Origin of the sequence: Parabacteroides sp. AM08-6 (genome assembly GCF_003473295.1) — a bacterium.
In the GTDB taxonomy this organism is placed as follows: domain Bacteria; phylum Bacteroidota; class Bacteroidia; order Bacteroidales; family Tannerellaceae; genus Parabacteroides.
In genome coordinates, this window is the sequence record NZ_QRMP01000008.1 from 50,662 (window position 1) to 68,608 (window position 17,947).

The following is a 17,947-nucleotide window of genomic DNA, read 5'->3' on the forward strand; positions in this document are numbered from 1 at the left end:
TTCTGTACAATTTTCAGTTTTTATCTCTACCTTTGCAGCAAATTGTTTAGGGATATTAGTATGGCAACCTCCAAAGAGATGACAGCGGGACCGGCGTTACCGCTAATTTTCAATTTTACGATACCGTTGCTATTGGGGAATTTACTCCAACAAACCTACTCGCTGGTCGATGCAGCTATCGTTGGTAAATTTTTAGGGATTCATTCACTGGCCTCCGTCGGGGCAAGTAGCTCGGTTATTTTTTTGATTTTAGGGTTTTGTAACGGGTGCTGTTGCGGTTTCGGAATTCCGGTAGCACAAAAATTCGGGGCACGGGACTATAAGACGATGCGGCGTTACGTCGTAGTCAGCCTGCAATTGGCTGCAGTCATGTCGGTCGCTATAGCAATTATTACCAGCATCTACTGTGCGGATATTTTACAAATAATGAGAACACCGGAAAATATTTTTGAAGGGGCTTATTATTATTTATTGGTCACATTTATCGGCGTCCCTTGTACCTTTTTCTATAACTTGTTGTCCAGTATTATCCGTGCGTTAGGTGATAGCAAAACGCCCTTTTGGTTCCTACTGTTTTCCACAATCCTGAATATTATACTCGACCTGTTCTGTATTTTGGTACTCAACTGGGGCGTATTGGGAGCAGCAATTGCAACAGTTGTTTCGCAGGGTGTTTCAGCAGTTTTATGTTACCTTTATATGTATCGTCATTTCCCTATCCTGAAAAACATGCCGGACGATAAGAAATTCCGGATGAAACTGGCAAAAAACCTGATGTATATCGGGGTTCCGATGGGACTCCAGTTTTCCATCACGGCTATCGGAAGTATTATGCTGCAAAGTGCAAACAATGCACTCGGGACAGCCTGCATAGCGGCTTTCACATCTGCAATGCGTATCAAGATGTTCTTTATTTGTCCGTTCGAAAGTTTAGGAATTGCAATGGCTACATATACGGGGCAAAATTATGGAGCGCGCAAACCGGAACGTATTTGGTTAGGAATAAAGGCCAGTGCATTGATGATGTCGGTTTATGCAGTCTTCACATGTTTGATTCTGGTATGGGGGTCGGATTGGATGGCTCTGATGTTTGTAGATGCGTCGGAAACGGAAATATTGGATAAAACAGTTCAATTCCTACATGTATCCTGCGCATTCTTCCCTATTTTGGGTCTCCTTTGTATTTTGCGATACACAATCCAAGGAGCAGGCTACACCAATCTGGCTATGCTTTCCGGCGTATCCGAAATGATTGCCCGCGTGTTGGTCAGTATTTACGCGGTTCCGGCATTCGGATTTCTGGCTGTGTGTTTCGGGGATCCAACGGCATGGGTTGCAGCAGATTTATTCCTGATACCGGCATTCATCTATGTATACAAGAGGTTGAAGAGGCAAATTATTTAGTTTTTGCCATATCTCCGACGAATGACAAAATGTTTACAATTTGAGTGCTTTACAACCGGATTGATACGTTAAAAAGAGTTACATGTGCGGGTAATTCATTTTACCCGCCATACTAATCCATTTTAGTCGCTATAGGAGTGACATTTTGATAATCAGGGAACCTCCCTATTGTGAACAAAAACAAACGATACCCATATACCGGGAATTCTGCAACAATTTTTCTTTCCGACTGTTCTTTTATGACTAAATCTAAACAGAACAGTTATGCATATACGTACATGGTGTTATGCTATGCTCTGTCTGCTTATGCCGGTAGTACTATCGGCACAGACCGGGCAAAAGTACCTGGACCGCGCATTGCCGGAGGCGTGGCAGGAAAATGACAGTTATTTTCAACAGACACTGCCGGTAGACGACCACTGGTGGAAGAACTTTAATGATCCGGTACTTGATTCACTTATCGAAGTAGCTATCAAACAGAACTACTCTGTGTTGATGGCAGCAGACCGCATTACGATGGCCAAAGCCAATCTACGCAGTCAGCAGGGTAGTTATTCCCCTACTCTCGGACTTTCCGCCGGATGGCAAAGGCAACAGAGTAGCGGCAATACAAGCAGCCTACCCCAAACCATCACACAATATAGCGATGCCACCCTCTCGATGAATTGGGAAATAGACGTATTCGGAAGCATTCGAAATCGCGTAAAAGCACAAAAAGAAAATTTTGCCGCTTCAAAAGAAGAATACAATGCAGTAATGGTTTCTCTTTGTGCTCAAGTCGCTTCTGCTTATATCAACCTTCGGGAACTACAACAGGAAGTAGAAGTAGTCAAAAAGAACTGCGACTCACAACTGGCCGTTGTCCATATCACGGAAAAAAGATATGAAACCGGCTTGGTCTCCAAACTGGATGTAGCGCAAGCTCTTTCTGTTTATTATGATACAAAAGCCTCACTCCCCATGTTGGAAGCCGGAATTATTCAATACACCAATGCGCTCGGTGTACTCATGGGCTTGTATCCTTGGGATGTGCGCAAAATAATGGAGATGCGGAAACCGTTGCCCGAATACATTGAAACCGTCGGTATCGGTCTTCCGGCTAATTTATTACTCCGTCGTCCGGATATCCGGGCCGCAGAACGACAGGTAAATGCACAAGCCGCTTCACTTGGCGCCTCCAAATCCGACTGGTGGCCAAAAGTATTCGTAAACGGTTCCATCGGTTTCGCTTCACACGATATAGACAAACTTGCCAATCATACAAGTATGACTTACGAAATAGCTCCCACGCTTTCCTGGAGTTTTTTTCAAGGAACGAAGCTAATACAAGCTACCCGGTTGGCCAAAGCACAGTTAGATGAGTCTATCCGGCAATTCAATCAAGATGTGTTGACAGCCGTTCAGGAAGTAGACAACGCAATGAATTCCTATAAAAATTCTATCAAGCAAATCGTAGCCCTCCGTGAAGTCGTCAATCAGGGAAAACAAACGTTGGAACTTTCATTGGACCTTTATAAACAAGGCCTGACACCTTTCCAAAACGTACTTGATGCTCAACGCTCCCTACTCTCTTACGAGAATCAACTCACGCAAGCCAAAGGCACTTCCCTGCTCAATCTCATCCAGCTTTATCAGGCATTAGGAGGAGGATGGGAGGCTGCAGATAATTAATCCGGAACGTAAAATTCATTATTCACCTAAAGGATATCATCATGAATAAAATAATTATTACCCTCATCACCGCATCTGCCCTCTCACTGGCAGCATGCAAAGAAAAAAGCCGTCCGGCGGAAACTCCAATTCCTTCCATCAGTGTGGCTACGCCGGAAATAAAGGACATCACACTGACTAAAAACTATCCGGGTTATCTAAGTTCCGAAAAAACAGTCAACTTGGTAGCACGCGTAAATGGTTACCTCCGTATCTCCCATCTCAATCCGGGAGCCAAAGTAAAACAAGGAGACCTTATTTTCGTCATCGAACCGGATACATACGAAGACAATGTCACACAAGCCGACGCTGCACTCAAAACATCCCAAGCTCAATTGGATTATGCCCGCAGCAATTACGAACGTATGAAAGAAGCTGCCAAAAGTGGGGCCGTAAGCCAAATACAGGTGCTTCAAGCCCAATCTACAGCCGCAGAGATGGAAGCATCTGTACGCAATGCGACAGCCGAATTGAACACTGCCCGTACCAACCTGGGATATTGCTACATCCGTGCACCTTTCGACGGACGTATCACACGCGCCAGTTACGATGTTGGCAACTATATCAACGGTTCCGTACAACCCGTCACATTGGCTACTTTATACAAAGACGACCTGATGTACGTCAATTTCAATATTGAGGATAATCAGTTTATGAAAATGATGATGATTGCCGCCCAAAACGATTCCACTGTCAAAATACCCCAAGAAGTCGTCGTACATCTCGGACAGGACGGACAACAAACATATACCGGCCACCTCGATTACCTCTCCCCGAATGTCGACCTTTCAACCGGGACACTAAATGTCCGTGCGAATCTTGATAATAAGGAAGGGACACTAAAAAGCGGGCTTTATGTAACGATTACATTGCCTTACAGCGAACAAAAAAATGCCATTCTCGTACGTGATGCTTCCATCGGAACCGACCAATTGGGTAAATACCTGTATGTCGTGAACGACTCCAATATCGTCCGCTATCGTCCTATCGAACCCGGTCAATTGGTAGATGACACTTTACGTCAAGTAACCAGCGGCATTCAACCCGGCGAACGCTATGTAACAACCGCTCTGCTGAAAGTAAGAGATGGTATGAGTATTAAGCCTATAAAATAAACAGCTATGGTAAAATTCTTCATAAACAGACCGATATTCGCTACTGTACTGGCTCTCATCATGGTGGTAGCAGGATTGGTCACGCTCCACATACTCCCCATTGCCCAATATCCGGAAATCACGCCCCCGACCGTACAGGTATCAGCATTCTATCCCGGAGCCGATGCGGAAACGGTCGCACAGGCCGTAGGATTACCTATCGAACAGCAAGTTAACGGTGTGGACGGCATGCTTTATATGAGTTCAAATTCTTCCAGTTCAGGCGCTTACTCCCTGACTATCACTTTTGCCGTAGGGACAGATATCGATATGGCTACCGTTATGGTACAAAATCGTGTCAGTATCGCTCAAAGTAGTTTGCCGGAAGCTGTTATCGTACAAGGCATCACCACCCGGAAACAATCATCCAATATCGTCATGATGCTGACACTCAGCTCAAAAGATTCTATTTACAACGGGCTTTACCTGAGTAATTACGCCAGTTTGAATATGACCGACCAACTGACGCGCCTTCCGGGAGTAGGTTCCGTCAGTGTGATGGGAGCCGGCAATTATAGTATGCGTATCTGGCTAGACCCGTCTGCCATGCGTATCCGCAACCTGACCCCTGATATGATTTTCCAAGCCATCAGTACCCAAAACACACAGGTCTCCGCCGGTTATGTAGGACAACCGATTGCCCAGGCAGATAATCCTTATCAATACACCTTAACCGTCAAAGGACGACTGACAACACCTGAAGAATTCGGCAACATTATTCTCCGTACCGAACCGGGAGGTAAAATACTCCGACTGAAAGACGTTGCCCATATCGAATTAGGCAGTTCCTCTTATAATGTTACTTCCAAGTTGAAAGGTAAACCATCGGCTGCTATTGCTATTTACCAACTTCCCGGTTCCAACTCCCTTGAAGTGGCAAAAGGCGTTCGAGCAAAAATGAAAGAGCTCGGAGCAAACCTACCGGAAGGAGTCACTTATGATGTCACATTAGATACGACACAAGTTATAAATGCCTCTATCGATGAAGTACTTATCACGTTCCTCGAAACAACGGCGCTTGTCATCCTTGTTATCTTCCTTTTCCTGCAAAACTTCCGGGCAGTCATTATTCCATGCCTCACCATTCCGGTATCCCTTATCGGAACACTGGCTGTCATGTCTGCCCTCGGTTTCTCCATCAACACATTGACCTTGTTCGGGTTGATACTGGCTATAGCTATTGTGGTAGACGATGCAATCGTAGTAGTCGAGAATTCTTCGCGTCTGATGGATACCGGAAAATATACGGCTCGTGAAGCCGTCACTGAAGCAATGGGAGAAATCGTAGGTCCGATAATCGGGGTCGTCCTTGTCTTGCTGGCTGTATTCATTCCGACTACTTTCATCAGTGGTATATCCGGACAATTATATAAACAATTTGCCCTTACCATTGCAGCAGCTACCATGTTGAGCGGTTTCAACTCACTGACACTTACACCTGCTCTTTGTGCCCTTTTCCTGCAAGTAAATAAAGAGCCTAAATTCTTTGTATTCAAAATCTTCAATAAAGTGTTCGGTAAAACCCAACACATATACAATGATATTGTAGACAAAATGTTGAAGCATCCTCTCACAACCCTGTTGTCATTCACCATCGTAACGGTAACAGCTATCTTAATGTTCGTGCATTGGCCCACAACCTTTATTCCTCAGGAAGATGACGGTTATTTTCTCATCTCATCCCAACTACCTCCGGCCTCCAGCTTGCCACGAACCGAAGCTGTCGGTCGGAAAATCGACCGGATACTGGACGAATATCCGGAAGTTAAGACCTATATCGGAGTAAACGGCTTCTCCATCATGGGAGGGGGTGAACTCTCCAATGCCGGAACCTACTTTGTCATCCTGAAAAACTGGAGTGAACGAAAAGGGAAAGGCCATACGGCAGCTGATGTGGTAAACCGCTTTAACCGGGAAGCAAGCAGTATACAGGAAGCACAGATTTTTGCGATGGTTCCACCGGCTATTCCCGGATTGGGAGCCTCCGGCGGCTTGCAACTTCAACTGGAGGACCGGAAAAATTTAGGTCCTACCGAAATGCAACATGCCATCGATGCATTATTGGAAACATACCGCAGCAAACCTCAATTGCTCAGTCTCTCCAGTATGTATCAGGCTAATGTACCACAGTATAAATTAAATATCGACCGCGACAAAGTGCAATTGCTGGGTTTACAGCTTAATCAGGTTTTTTCCACCCTGAGTTATTACATGGGAGCTGCTTATGTCAACGACTTTGTCGAATTCGGCCGTATCTATCAGGTAAAAATCGAAGCAAGCGATAAAGCCCAAAAGGTTATCGATGATGTACTTCATCTAAGTATCGAAAACAGTTCCGGGAAAATGGTTCCATTTTCGGCTTTTACGGAAGTGCAACCTGAACTCGGTCTGGACCAAATCAACCTATATAATATGTACTCGTCCGCCTCCATCACCTGTATAGCGAACCCTAAATACAGTTCGGGAGAAGCCATACAAGCAATGGAAGAATTGGTAAAAGAACAGTTGGGTGACAATTTCAGTTACGAATGGACTTCCGTTGCCTATCAGGAAACACGTGCAGGTTCCACCACCATGCTAGTTTTCGCAATGGCTCTACTGGTAGCATTCTTGGTACTTTCCGCCCAATATGAAAGTTGGACTAGTCCGATTGCCGCTATCCTCGGGTTACCGATTGCATTGTTAGGGGCTATTCTCGGTTGCTTCGTAATGGACGTTCCGGTCAGCGTCTACACACAGATTGGCATAATCCTATTGATAGCCCTTTCTGCCAAAAATGGAATTCTGATTGTCGAATTTGCCCGTGATTATCATGCGGCCGGAAACAGCATTCGTGAATCCGCTCTTGAAGCCGGGCGTGTCCGTCTACGTCCTATTCTGATGACCTCCTTTGCATTCGTTCTAGGTGTAATGCCTTTATTGTTTGCTACGGGAGCCGGGGCCGGAAGCCGTATTTCATTGGGGGCTGCAGTCGTATTCGGAATGGCAGTCAACACTATTTTCGCAACTATGTTCATCCCCAGCTTCTATGAATGGATGCAAACATTCCAGGAGAAGGTGTTGCAACGCTCCACAACAAAGAACAAAACAAAATCATAACATATAATCCGTATATTTGTAAAAAGCTATCATCTGCAAAAAAGATGATAGCTTTTTTATTCTATTCCATAAATATCAATCCAGTCTATCCCCGATATTGAAATTACCTATTTGACAAAGGTTCGGTCATTCCTTATTTTACACAATCATTTTAAACAATACCATCTATACTTCTACGGGGCTTTTAAATTACTCTACCTTATATTCTCCTATTTGCTTAAACCCATTCAAAAAGTCTGTTATCGGCAATCGTTTCTTTCCTGCCAGCTGAACGGACAACAAGCGGAGAAAACCATCTTCCACAGCCACATCCACATAAGTTTTCTTATCAGTAAGAATAGTTCCTATCGGATAATCATGAGTTTCCGGGCGTTTTTCGGACTGATATATTTTGAAGGCCATACGAGTGTCTTCCGGAGATATAAGTTCCGTCCAAGCTACCGGATACGGAGAAAGCCCACGGATAAAGTCGTAAATCTTTTTCACCGGCCGATGCCAGTCGATACGGCAAGTATCCTTAAATATTTTCGGAGCAGGGCGAAGTTCAGACACCTCTTTATAAAATTCTTCCTGGGAAACAGCATCTGTTTGACCGGCCAGCAACAAATCCACCGTCTCAAGTACCAACCCCGCTCCCATTACCATCAAAGCATCGTGTACCGTACCCACATCATCCGTATCGGCTATCGGAAGATGTTTCTGACGGATAATTTTACCGGTATCTATCTCATGCGTAAGGAAAAAGGTCGTAGCCCCCGTTTCCTTATCACCATTAATGACCGCCCAATTTATCGGAGCAGCCCCGCGATATTGAGGTAATAAAGAGGCATGAAGGTTAAAAGTTCCCATACGAGGCATATTCCACACCACTTCAGGCAACATTCGAAAAGCGACCACTATCTGCAAATCAGCATTCAGGGCACGCAACTCAGCGAGAAATGTTTCATCTTTCAACTTTTCCGGTTGAAGAACAGGAAGCCCCTGCGATACGGCATATTGTTTCACCGGACTCGCTTGTAGGACACTGCCATGACGGCCGACAGGCTTATCTGGCATTGTAATGACACCCACGACATGATAGCCACCTTCCACAAGGGCTCGCAAACTCTCGACAGCAAAGTCGGGTGTCCCCATATAAACGATACGTAAATCTTCTTTCTTCATCTTTCTAATCTCCTGAAAAATTTTCTACCAACACTTCGCGGTAAGAATTGAATATTTTCGATTTGGACATAAAGCCGACATAACGTCCCTCTTCGTCAACTACCGGCAGGTTCCATGCTTTCGTATCATCAAAGATACGCATAATTTGTTCCATAGGCGTACCGATTTGTATTTTATCCGGAGCCGACACCATAAATTTGGACACATGGAACCGATTATACAACTCCGGACGGAACATGATGTTTCGGATATTATCCAATAAGACGATGCCTAACAAATAACCTTTTTCATCAATGACCGGAAAAGCGTTACGCCCGCTTTTCGCAATCACTTTAACCATATCGCCCAACGACATTTCCGGTGAAACGGTAAGAAAGTCACGTTCAATAATGCTATCCGTATTCAACAGCGTCAGTACGGCACGGTCTTTATGATGTGTCAACAACTCGCCCTTCTGTGCCAAACGCATGGAATAAATACTATGCGGTTCGAACATCAGGATGGTAATATAAGAACCGATTGATACAATCATCAGAGGCAAAAACAGGTCGTATCCCCCCGTCAGCTCCGCTATCAGGAAGACGCCTGTTAACGGGGCGTGCATGACACCCGACATTATACCGGCCATTCCCAACAATGCAAAGTTCTTTTCGGACAAATACATCGTAAAAGGGAAATAGTTTGAAGCATGGGCAAACACAAAACCGGCAATACACCCTAAGTACAAACTAGGAGCAAAAATACCACCGCAGCCTCCCCCGGCATTCGTAGCACTGGAAGCGAAAACTTTTGTCAGCAGTATTAGGAAAAGAAATACCTGCAACCCCCAATAAGTATCGTTCAAACTGTAAAACATACTCTTGTCCATGATATGGGCAAACTGTCCGTTCAGCAAAGAACCTATCGTATCATATCCTTCTCCATAGAGCGGAGGAAAAAGGAAAATAAGAATACTCAACATCAAGCCACCTATCACAAATTTCTTCCAATAAGCCCCCAGTTTTCGATACATTCCTTCCACCCTATTCATCACTCTCGTGAAATAAAGTGATACCAGACCGCAAAAAACACCCAATAGTAAGACATACGGAATACGCTGTATTTCGAATACCTCAGTTTGGGAAAACTTAAACATTGCCTCTGTCCCTGTAAAAATATATGAAACAGTAGCAGCCGTTACCGAAGAAATCAACAAAGGCAACACGGAAGTCATTGTCAAATCGAGCAATAATACTTCGATAACGAATACCAGTCCTGCAATCGGCGCCTTAAAGATACCGGCAATAGCACCAGCTGCTCCGCAACCGACCAATAGCATCAAAGTCTTTTGCTCCATACGGAACATGCGTCCCAGATTGGAACCGATAGCCGCTCCTGTCAACACGATAGGAGCCTCTGCTCCGACAGAACCACCGAAACCGATAGTAACGGAACTCGCCACAATGGATGTCCAAGTATTATGAGGTTTAATACGACTTTTACGTTGTGAAATGGCATACAGGATTTTGGTCACCCCATGGCTAATATCATCCCGTACAATGTATTTCACGAACAATCCGGCAAGCAGGATACCGATAACCGGATAAAGAAGATAAAGATAGTTGGCTCCATCCAGACTGAAGTTACCTGTCAATAAATGTTGTATCAAATGTATCAACCATTTCAGAATGATAGCGGTTGCAGCCGTACAAATACCAACCAGAAAACTAATAATCAAAATAAAATGCTTCTCCTTTATATGTTTATCCTTCCAAAGCAGAAACTTATAGAACAAATTATCTTTTGCCATCTTAAATACCTTTCCCTGTTATAACTGTTTTAACTGTATAAATCAGAATTGTCAAATCAAGCGTCAGCGACATATTTTCATAATACAATATGTCGTATTCCAAGCGCTTTATCATCTTATCCACCGAATCGGCATACCCAAACTTCACCATTCCTAATGAAGTGATACCGGGACGGACATTATGTAATAAATAATAGTAAGGAGCTGTCTTTACAATCTCGTCTATAAAATACTTCCGCTCAGGCCGGGGACCAACCATCGACATATCCCCTTTCAGCACATTCCAGAATTGCGGCAATTCGTCTAGTCTGTACTTTCGCATCATACGTCCGAAAGGTGTAATGCGCGCGTCATCCTCCGACGCAAGCACCGGACCGTCGGCTTCCGCATCCGTATACATCGTCCTGAATTTATACATCCGGAATGGTTGGCCTAAATAACCAATCCGCTCCTGGCTGAAAAAAATAGGTCCGGGAGAATCCCGTTTTACCCGCCATGCAATATATAAAAACAAAGGCGATAACAATACCAACGCAAAAGCAGAACAGAGTTTATCGAGGAAAAACTTGATATTCTTTTCCACCGGAGAAAAATTATTGTCAGTCACATCAACCAACGGAATACCCCGGATGGTTCTTATTCGTATTTTCGACAACATATTCAGCCTGTCTGCCATCACCTTCACCGGACACTTATACCGATAAAGCGAATAAAGAATACCGAGCAAAACATTGTTATTGTTGGTTTCAGCAGCCAAAACAATCTCGTCGACCTCCTGCCGTTCCATCAACACCGGAATATCCCCTATATTACCGAGCACCTCCTCCTGTTTAGCCAAAACGGGCGTACGGTCATCTTCACGGACAAAACCATAAATATTATACCCTACCCGGTGAAGATCTGCCGCCATCTTAACAGCCCTCTCCCCGGCTCCGAGAATCAATACGTTCTGCGCCCATTCCCGACTTTTGATTTTCTTCAGTCCGTTTTGTGTAATCAACAAGCGGGGAATATAAGTCAGTACAAACTGCAATCCGAAAAGTCCCCCGAACAACTTATAGTAAACACTTGTCGTACGGGGAATATCATTCAATACCAATACGAAAAATATAATAATCGTACCGAATAAAGCCGTAACAAAAGTGGAAAACAATTCCACCAAACGCGATTTCCCATACGGATTGTTGTAATAGCCGGAAAAGTAATTCAATATCAGCCAAAAGACAGGAATAATGAACTGTCCCACGATTATCCACGGATACATCAGATAATCCCCCAACAAAAGCACTTCTCCGGACGAAGTAAACACCACAAAACGAAGCAGATTAAATAACAGCCACGCAACAGATGCCGAGAGAAAATCGGATAATATGTACTTTACAGCCTGTCTGCTTTTCTTCATTCTTTACCTGATAACCTGGACAAGACCACCGGCACCTAATTTAATGATGTTGGAAGGACTTGCTTTCGCCTCATCGTCCTGGCGATATTTTACAATATAATCCACTCCGTTTTTAATCGTATCGGAAACTTCCGAAAAATTAGCGGGCGAAGGCTCTCCGCTCACATTGGCCGAGGTTGAAACCAACGGTTTACGGAAACGCTCGCAAAGTCTACGGGAAAATTCCTCGCTCGTTACCCTGATACCTACACTGCCATCGGCTCCAATAAGATTGGGGGCCAGATTTTTAGAACCCGGATAAATAATAGTCAACGGTTTATCCGCCACCTCTATCAAATCCCAGGCAATAGCCGGAACATCCGGGACGTAAGCCTCCAACTTAGCGGAACTGTCAATCAGCACCAGCATAGCCTTATTGTCAGTTCTCTGCTTCAATTCATATACTCTCTGTACGGCTTTTTCATTGGTCGCATCACAACCAATCCCCCAGATAGTATCTGTAGGATAGAGAATTATCCCCCCTGCCTGCATTACCTCACAGGCTTTTTGAATATCTTCTGTCATTGTTTTCTAAATAATGTGACAAATGTACAAATCATTCGCGGACTTCAAAAACTTTCCTCCGTATCTTTTTTATTCTTAGAGGTTCTGCCTATAGATTTTCAGGGCGTAGAAACTCATTCCCGATTACACAATAAAAAATACATCGCGATAGAATCTGTATTATCCATTTATAATTTCTAACTTTACGGATTGAAATATATTGCCATGAAAAAGCACATTCTGGCGCAGTATATCCTGAGAGAAAAAAGAAAAAAATAATATATAATGATTAACAAATGGAACTTTCAAACCCCAACAGAAGAAGAGTTACATAAAAGAGACAAGCTGGCAGCAGAACTGGGACTCAGTCCCGTTATCGCTCTTTTGCTTGTTCAAAGAGGGCTGACTTCTGTAGAAGAGGTAAAGAAATTCTTTAAACCCAACCTGAACGACCTGCATGATCCGTTCCTGATGCCGGACATGGAAAAGGCCGTTAAACGGCTGAATAAAGCGCTGGGGAATAAAGAAAAGATTTTGATTTATGGAGATTACGATGTAGATGGCACAACCGCTGTCTCATTGGTTTACAAGTATTTGCGACCTTATTCATCAGCTCTGGATTACTATATTCCAGACCGGTACGATGAAGGATACGGCATTTCATACAAAGGTATCGATTATGCGAAAGAAAACGGTATTACGTTGATTATCTCGCTGGATTGCGGTATTAAGGCTATTGAGAAAATAGAATATGCCAAACAGTCTGGCATTGATTTTATTATCTGTGACCATCATATGCCGGACGATACACTACCGGACGCCGTAGCCGTGCTGGATGCCAAACGGGTGGATTCTGTTTATCCGTATGAGCATTTGTCGGGCTGTGGCGTAGGCTTTAAATTTATGCAGGCATTTGCCAAAAGTAATAATTTCCCATTCTCCGACCTCGAAAAACTGTTGGAACTGACAGCTGTCAGTATCGCTTCGGACATCGTACCGATTACGGGTGAAAACCGTATCTTAGCCTATTACGGGTTGAAACAACTGAACAGCAATCCGAGCCTCGGACTAAAAGGAATTATCGATATTTGCGGATTGAGCGGCAAAGATATAACTATCAGCGACATCGTGTTTAAGATTGGTCCGCGTATCAATGCCTCCGGCCGTATGATGAACGGTAAAGAAGCGGTAGAACTCCTGTTGGCAAAAGATGTGGAAGTGGCCCGTGAAAAAAGCGAAAACATCAACCAGTACAACGACGAACGTCGTGAACTGGACAAAAAGATAACCGATGAAGCAAATGCCATCATTGAAGAATTCCAGAATATGGAAGATCGGAAAGCGATTATCGTCTACAATCCGGGGTGGCACAAAGGTGTTATCGGCATCGTAGCTTCCCGTCTGACGGAGAAATACTATCGCCCCGCTGTCGTATTGACTAAATCATCCGAGCTGATTACCGGTTCCGCCCGTTCCGTGACAGGTTTCGACATCTATAAAGCCATCGAAGGTTGCCGTGATTTGTTGGAAAACTTCGGCGGACATACTTATGCGGCAGGACTTTCGCTGAAGGAAGAAAACCTGGACGCTTTTACCGACCGTTTTCTAAAGTTGGCCGCTGAGGAAATTATTCCGGAACAGATGACACCACAGATTGATATCGATGCCGTGCTCGACCTGAAAGAAATCAATACCAAGTTCATGAACGACCTGAAAAAGATGAATCCTTTCGGCCCCGACAATCAAAAGCCGGTGTTCTGTTCATTCGGCGTAAAAGATTATGGAACAAGCAAGCTGGTAGGCAAGGATTTAGAACATATCAAGTTGGAATTGATTGACGATAAATCCAATACACCCATCCACGGTATCGCTTTCGGAATGCACCAGCATAATACCCATATCAAAAATATGAAACCGTTTAATATTTGTTACACCATCGAGGAGAATACCTACAACGGGAATACTTCGCTTCAATTGATGGTGAAGGATATTAAAGAAGAAGATATGTGAAGAGGTGAAGTGGATATCTATCACGAAATTTTAGAGAAATACTGGGGATATACCTCTTTCCGTCCCTTACAGGAAGATATTATCCATTCGGTATGTGCAGGAAAAGACACACTCGGGCTGATGCCTACAGGTGGAGGAAAATCAATTACCTTCCAGGTTCCGACTTTGGCACAGGAAGGTATTTGCATTGTTGTCACTCCGCTTATCGCCTTAATGCGCGACCAGGTGGACAATCTCCGTAGGATTGGTATTAAAGCGACAGCGGTCTATTCCGGCATGTCCCGGCAAGAAATCATTACGCAACTGGAAAACTGTATTTTCGGTAATTACAAATTCCTGTATGTATCACCGGAGCGGCTGGGTACGGAGATTTTCCAGACCAAGTTGCAAGCCATGCAAGTCTGCCTGCTGGTGATTGACGAAAGCCATTGCATTTCGCAGTGGGGATACGATTTCCGTCCATCCTATCTGAATATTGCCGATATCCGTGAACTTCTTCCGGGTATTCCCGTACTGGCGCTTACGGCTACAGCAACGCCCGAAGTGGTAAACGACATACAGGAACGGCTCCTTTTTACAGAAAAGAATATCTTCCAAAAAAGCTTCGTTCGTAAAAACCTGGCTTATATCGTACGTTGGACGGAGGATAAAATCGATACGTTGATTTATATATTGGGGAAAGTCCCGGGAACAGCTATCGTATACGTCCGCAACCGGAAAAAGACAAAAGAAATAGCAGTCCTGTTGCAACAAGCAGGAATTTCGGCCGATTTCTTCCATGCTGGTCTGAACCGGGATGAAAAGATAATCAAACAGAACAGATGGAAAAATAATGAATGCCGGGTTATCGTATCGACCAATGCATTCGGGATGGGTATCGACAAACCGGATGTAAGGCTGGTAGTCCACATGGACATGCCCGGTTCGCTGGAAGAATATTATCAGGAAGCAGGACGCGCGGGACGTGACGAACTGAAAGCATACGCCGTGGCATTATGTTCGGAAAGCGACAGTGCGAAACTCAAGAAACGGCTCTCGGATGAGTTTCCCGAAAAGGAATATATCAGCCGTGTATATGACGCATTGGGAAATTATTATCAGATTGCCGTAGGTTTCGGATTAGACACGGTACACGACTTTTCGCTGATTGATTTCTGTTCAGCCTACAAATTCTCACTATTACAAGCCCATCATGCGCTCAAAATACTGGAATTATCGGGGTATATCGAATATACGGAAGAGCAGGATAACGCATCGCGGCTTCTGTTTACCGCCACGCGTGACGAACTATACCGCTACCTGAACCAAGATAAAAAGACGGATGAAGTGATACAGATTATCCTCCGCTCCTATACCGGCCTATTCGCCGACTATGTATATATCAACGAAGGACTTATCGCTACTCGCGCAGGAATCAGCCGGCAAGAAGTGTACGACATCCTCATCGGATTATCCAAGTACCGGATTGTGAATTATATTCCACACAAAAAAACTCCACTCATCATTTATACCCGTACACGCGAAGAGTTGAAATATCTCGCTATTCCCCGTTCCGCTTACGAAGAGCGCAAGGAACGATCCGAGAAGCGTATCTCACGCGTATTGGAATACATCAGCAACGACAGAATTTGCCGTAGCCGGATGCTCATCTCCTACTTCGGAGAAAAAAAGACGGAAGATTGCGGTTGTTGCGATGTCTGTCTGGCACAAAACAATTCGGGACTTAATAATCATGATTTCAACGCCATCCGGGAAGCCTTATTGAAAACGTTATCCGAAAAGAAACCACTTCCGGTCAAAGAATTGCTAGAAACACTTCCTTTTCCTTCAGACAAGAGCCTGACTGCCATCCGTTTCTTATCGGACCATGACGAAAAATTCAAATTGACGGATGGAATATTACAAGTAGTGAAAATACAAAAAGAATAGCAGGAAAATTGTTTTCGACGACGTCGAAAATGTTTTTGACGCCGTCACGAATATTTTTCACGGCGTCGTGAATATTTTTGACGGCGTCGAAAACAGAATTATCGGTATGCTTTTTTCAAAAAATACCCGATGTCTGTCCTATCTGTCCGTGTCCTCTTTGAATAACTCCTTCTGCACATCTTTCACCATCGATTGCGGCCGAAACGATACCTCCGGCATAGCCTGCTCCTTCGCCGCAAGGGAACAAGCCTTTCAATGTGACATGCTGAAAACTTTCCTTGTCCCTCAAAATGCGGACAGGAGCAGATGTACGAGTTTCCACTCCTATCATCAGAGCCTCATTCGTCAGAAACCCCTTGGATACTTTACCGAAATGACGGAACCCTTCCCGTAAACGACCGGTTACGAACTCCGGTATCCAGAAATGCAACGGAGAAGCCAAAAGACCTGGAGTATAAGAAGATTCAGGCAAATCAAAGGAGTTCTTCTTTTGGATAAAATCTGCCATACGTTGAGCAGGAGCTGTCTGTTTCATTCCTCCGTTCAGCCAGCACAATTCCTCCAAGCGCTCCTGAAAGGCCATCAGAGCCAAAGGAGAATCTGCTTTTATCTCTTCCCCGTCCAGCTGTAATTTCTCCTCTTTCGTAAGGGCGGCAAAATCTTCAGGACGTATCTCGACCACCATTCCGGAGTTTGCCCAACGGGAACCGCGATTGGAAGGCGACATACCGTTCACCACCACTTGTTTAGGTCCGCTGGCAGCAGGCACAACAAAGCCACCCGGACACATGCAGAAAGAATAAACACCCCTACCGGTGGCCTGAGTGACAAAGCTATATTCGGCAGCCGGAAGATACTCGCCACGCCCCTCTCTACGATGATATTGTATCTGGTCAATTAAAGCCTGCGGATGTTCCAGACGTACACCGACAGCAATACCTTTCGCTTCAACCGGAATTTGTTGGCGATATAAATACCGATAGACATCACGGGCCGAATGACCGGTTGCCAGAATAACCGGGCCGTAAAAACTTTTACCGGTATTCGTTTCAACGCCTACCACCTCGTTATTGCGGATAATCAGTGCATCCATGCGGGTCTCGAAATGAACCTCGCCTCCGCTACGGATAATTTGTTCACGGATATTTTCTATGACGCGGGGGAGTTTATCCGTCCCGATATGCGGATGGGCATCCGCGAGAATAGCAGTACTGGCTCCGAACTGGCAAAATACTTGCAGAATCTTTTCCACCGACCCCCGTTTCTTACTCCGGGTGTAAAGTTTGCCATCCGAATAAGCACCGGCTCCTCCCTCTCCGAAACTATAATTGGACTCACTATTGACCAGATGTTCACGGCTAATCAATGCAATATCCTTTTTACGTTCGCGCACATTCTTACCCCGTTCGATAATTATCGGACGGAGTCCCAGTTCTATCAGACGCAAAGCGGCAAAAAGACCTCCGGGCCCCGCCCCTACAACTACAACCGGCTTTCCTCCGGAAACATCCGGATACGTTATCGACGGATATTCCGGTTCTTCTGGTTGCTCATTGATAAAGATACGAAGTCTTACATTCACATATATCGTACGTTGACGGGCATCAACTGAACGTTTCAATACCCGCACTGCATTGACATCTTTCACAGGAGCACCCGTCTCACGGGCGGCCACACGTTTCAATGATTGCTCATTCACAGCCTCTTCCGGCAACAAACGGAGTTGTAATTCCTGTATCATAT

11 protein-coding genes are annotated in these 17,947 nt (G+C 44.6%); 6 read left to right on the forward strand and 5 right to left on the reverse strand.

Translation table 11 applies throughout. The features are described from left to right. Positions 1–60: 60 nt before the first annotated feature. From DW103_RS07700 to DW103_RS07715, 4 genes are all read left to right on the forward strand, one after another. Complete coding sequence (locus DW103_RS07700; RefSeq protein WP_122275086.1) at positions 61–1,404, forward strand: MATE family efflux transporter; 1,344 nt, start codon at positions 61–63, stop codon at positions 1,402–1,404. A gap of 264 nt (positions 1,405–1,668) precedes the next feature. Further along, the gene (locus DW103_RS07705) at positions 1,669–3,075 is read left to right on the forward strand and encodes an efflux transporter outer membrane subunit (protein WP_122275087.1); all 1,407 of its coding nucleotides are present in this window, start codon (positions 1,669–1,671) and stop codon (positions 3,073–3,075) included. 41 nt (positions 3,076–3,116) lie between these two features. Further along, positions 3,117–4,229 (forward strand): efflux RND transporter periplasmic adaptor subunit, encoded by a 1,113-nt coding sequence (locus DW103_RS07710; protein WP_122275088.1) that lies wholly within the window; start codon positions 3,117–3,119, stop codon positions 4,227–4,229. Between the two features lie 6 nt (positions 4,230–4,235). Next, a complete protein-coding gene (locus DW103_RS07715; RefSeq protein WP_122275089.1) occupies positions 4,236–7,367 on the forward strand; it encodes an efflux RND transporter permease subunit in 3,132 nt (1,043 codons plus the stop codon). Between the two features lie 189 nt (positions 7,368–7,556). Here the strand turns inward: DW103_RS07715 and fmt are convergent, their stop codons facing one another. From fmt to DW103_RS07735, 4 genes are read right to left on the reverse strand one after another with little or no spacing between them, the layout of a single operon-like run. After that, positions 7,557–8,531 (reverse strand): methionyl-tRNA formyltransferase, encoded by a 975-nt coding sequence (fmt, locus tag DW103_RS07720; RefSeq protein ID WP_122275090.1) that lies wholly within the window; start codon positions 8,529–8,531, stop codon positions 7,557–7,559. 4 nt (positions 8,532–8,535) lie between these two features. Beyond that, positions 8,536–10,320, reverse strand: coding sequence for a chloride channel protein (locus DW103_RS07725; RefSeq protein WP_122275091.1), 1,785 nt, complete (start codon positions 10,318–10,320; stop codon positions 8,536–8,538). A 1-nt stretch (position 10,321) separates the two neighbouring features. Then, positions 10,322–11,722 (reverse strand): sugar transferase, encoded by a 1,401-nt coding sequence (locus tag DW103_RS07730; protein ID WP_122275092.1) that lies wholly within the window; start codon positions 11,720–11,722, stop codon positions 10,322–10,324. Positions 11,723–11,725: 3 nt separating this feature from the next. Next, entirely contained in the window at positions 11,726–12,286 is a 561-nt protein-coding gene (locus DW103_RS07735; protein ID WP_122275093.1) for an L-threonylcarbamoyladenylate synthase, read from the reverse strand. Positions 12,287–12,550: 264 nt separating this feature from the next. On the opposite strand from DW103_RS07735, the gene recJ reads away from it, so the two are divergent. Then, positions 12,551–14,275, forward strand: a complete 1,725-nt coding sequence (gene recJ, locus DW103_RS07740) for a single-stranded-DNA-specific exonuclease RecJ (protein ID WP_122275094.1) — start codon at positions 12,551–12,553, stop codon at positions 14,273–14,275. A 9-nt stretch (positions 14,276–14,284) separates the two neighbouring features. Beyond that, positions 14,285–16,204 carry an ATP-dependent DNA helicase RecQ gene (locus DW103_RS07745; protein ID WP_122275095.1) on the forward strand — a complete coding sequence of 640 codons (1,920 nt, stop codon included), beginning with the start codon at positions 14,285–14,287 and terminating at the stop codon, positions 16,202–16,204. A gap of 115 nt (positions 16,205–16,319) precedes the next feature. Here the strand turns inward: DW103_RS07745 and DW103_RS07750 are convergent, their stop codons facing one another. Next, positions 16,320–17,945: an NAD(P)/FAD-dependent oxidoreductase gene (locus DW103_RS07750; RefSeq protein ID WP_122275096.1), complete on the reverse strand. Its 1,626-nt coding sequence runs from the start codon at positions 17,943–17,945 to the stop codon at positions 16,320–16,322. Positions 17,946–17,947 lie beyond the last annotated feature (2 nt).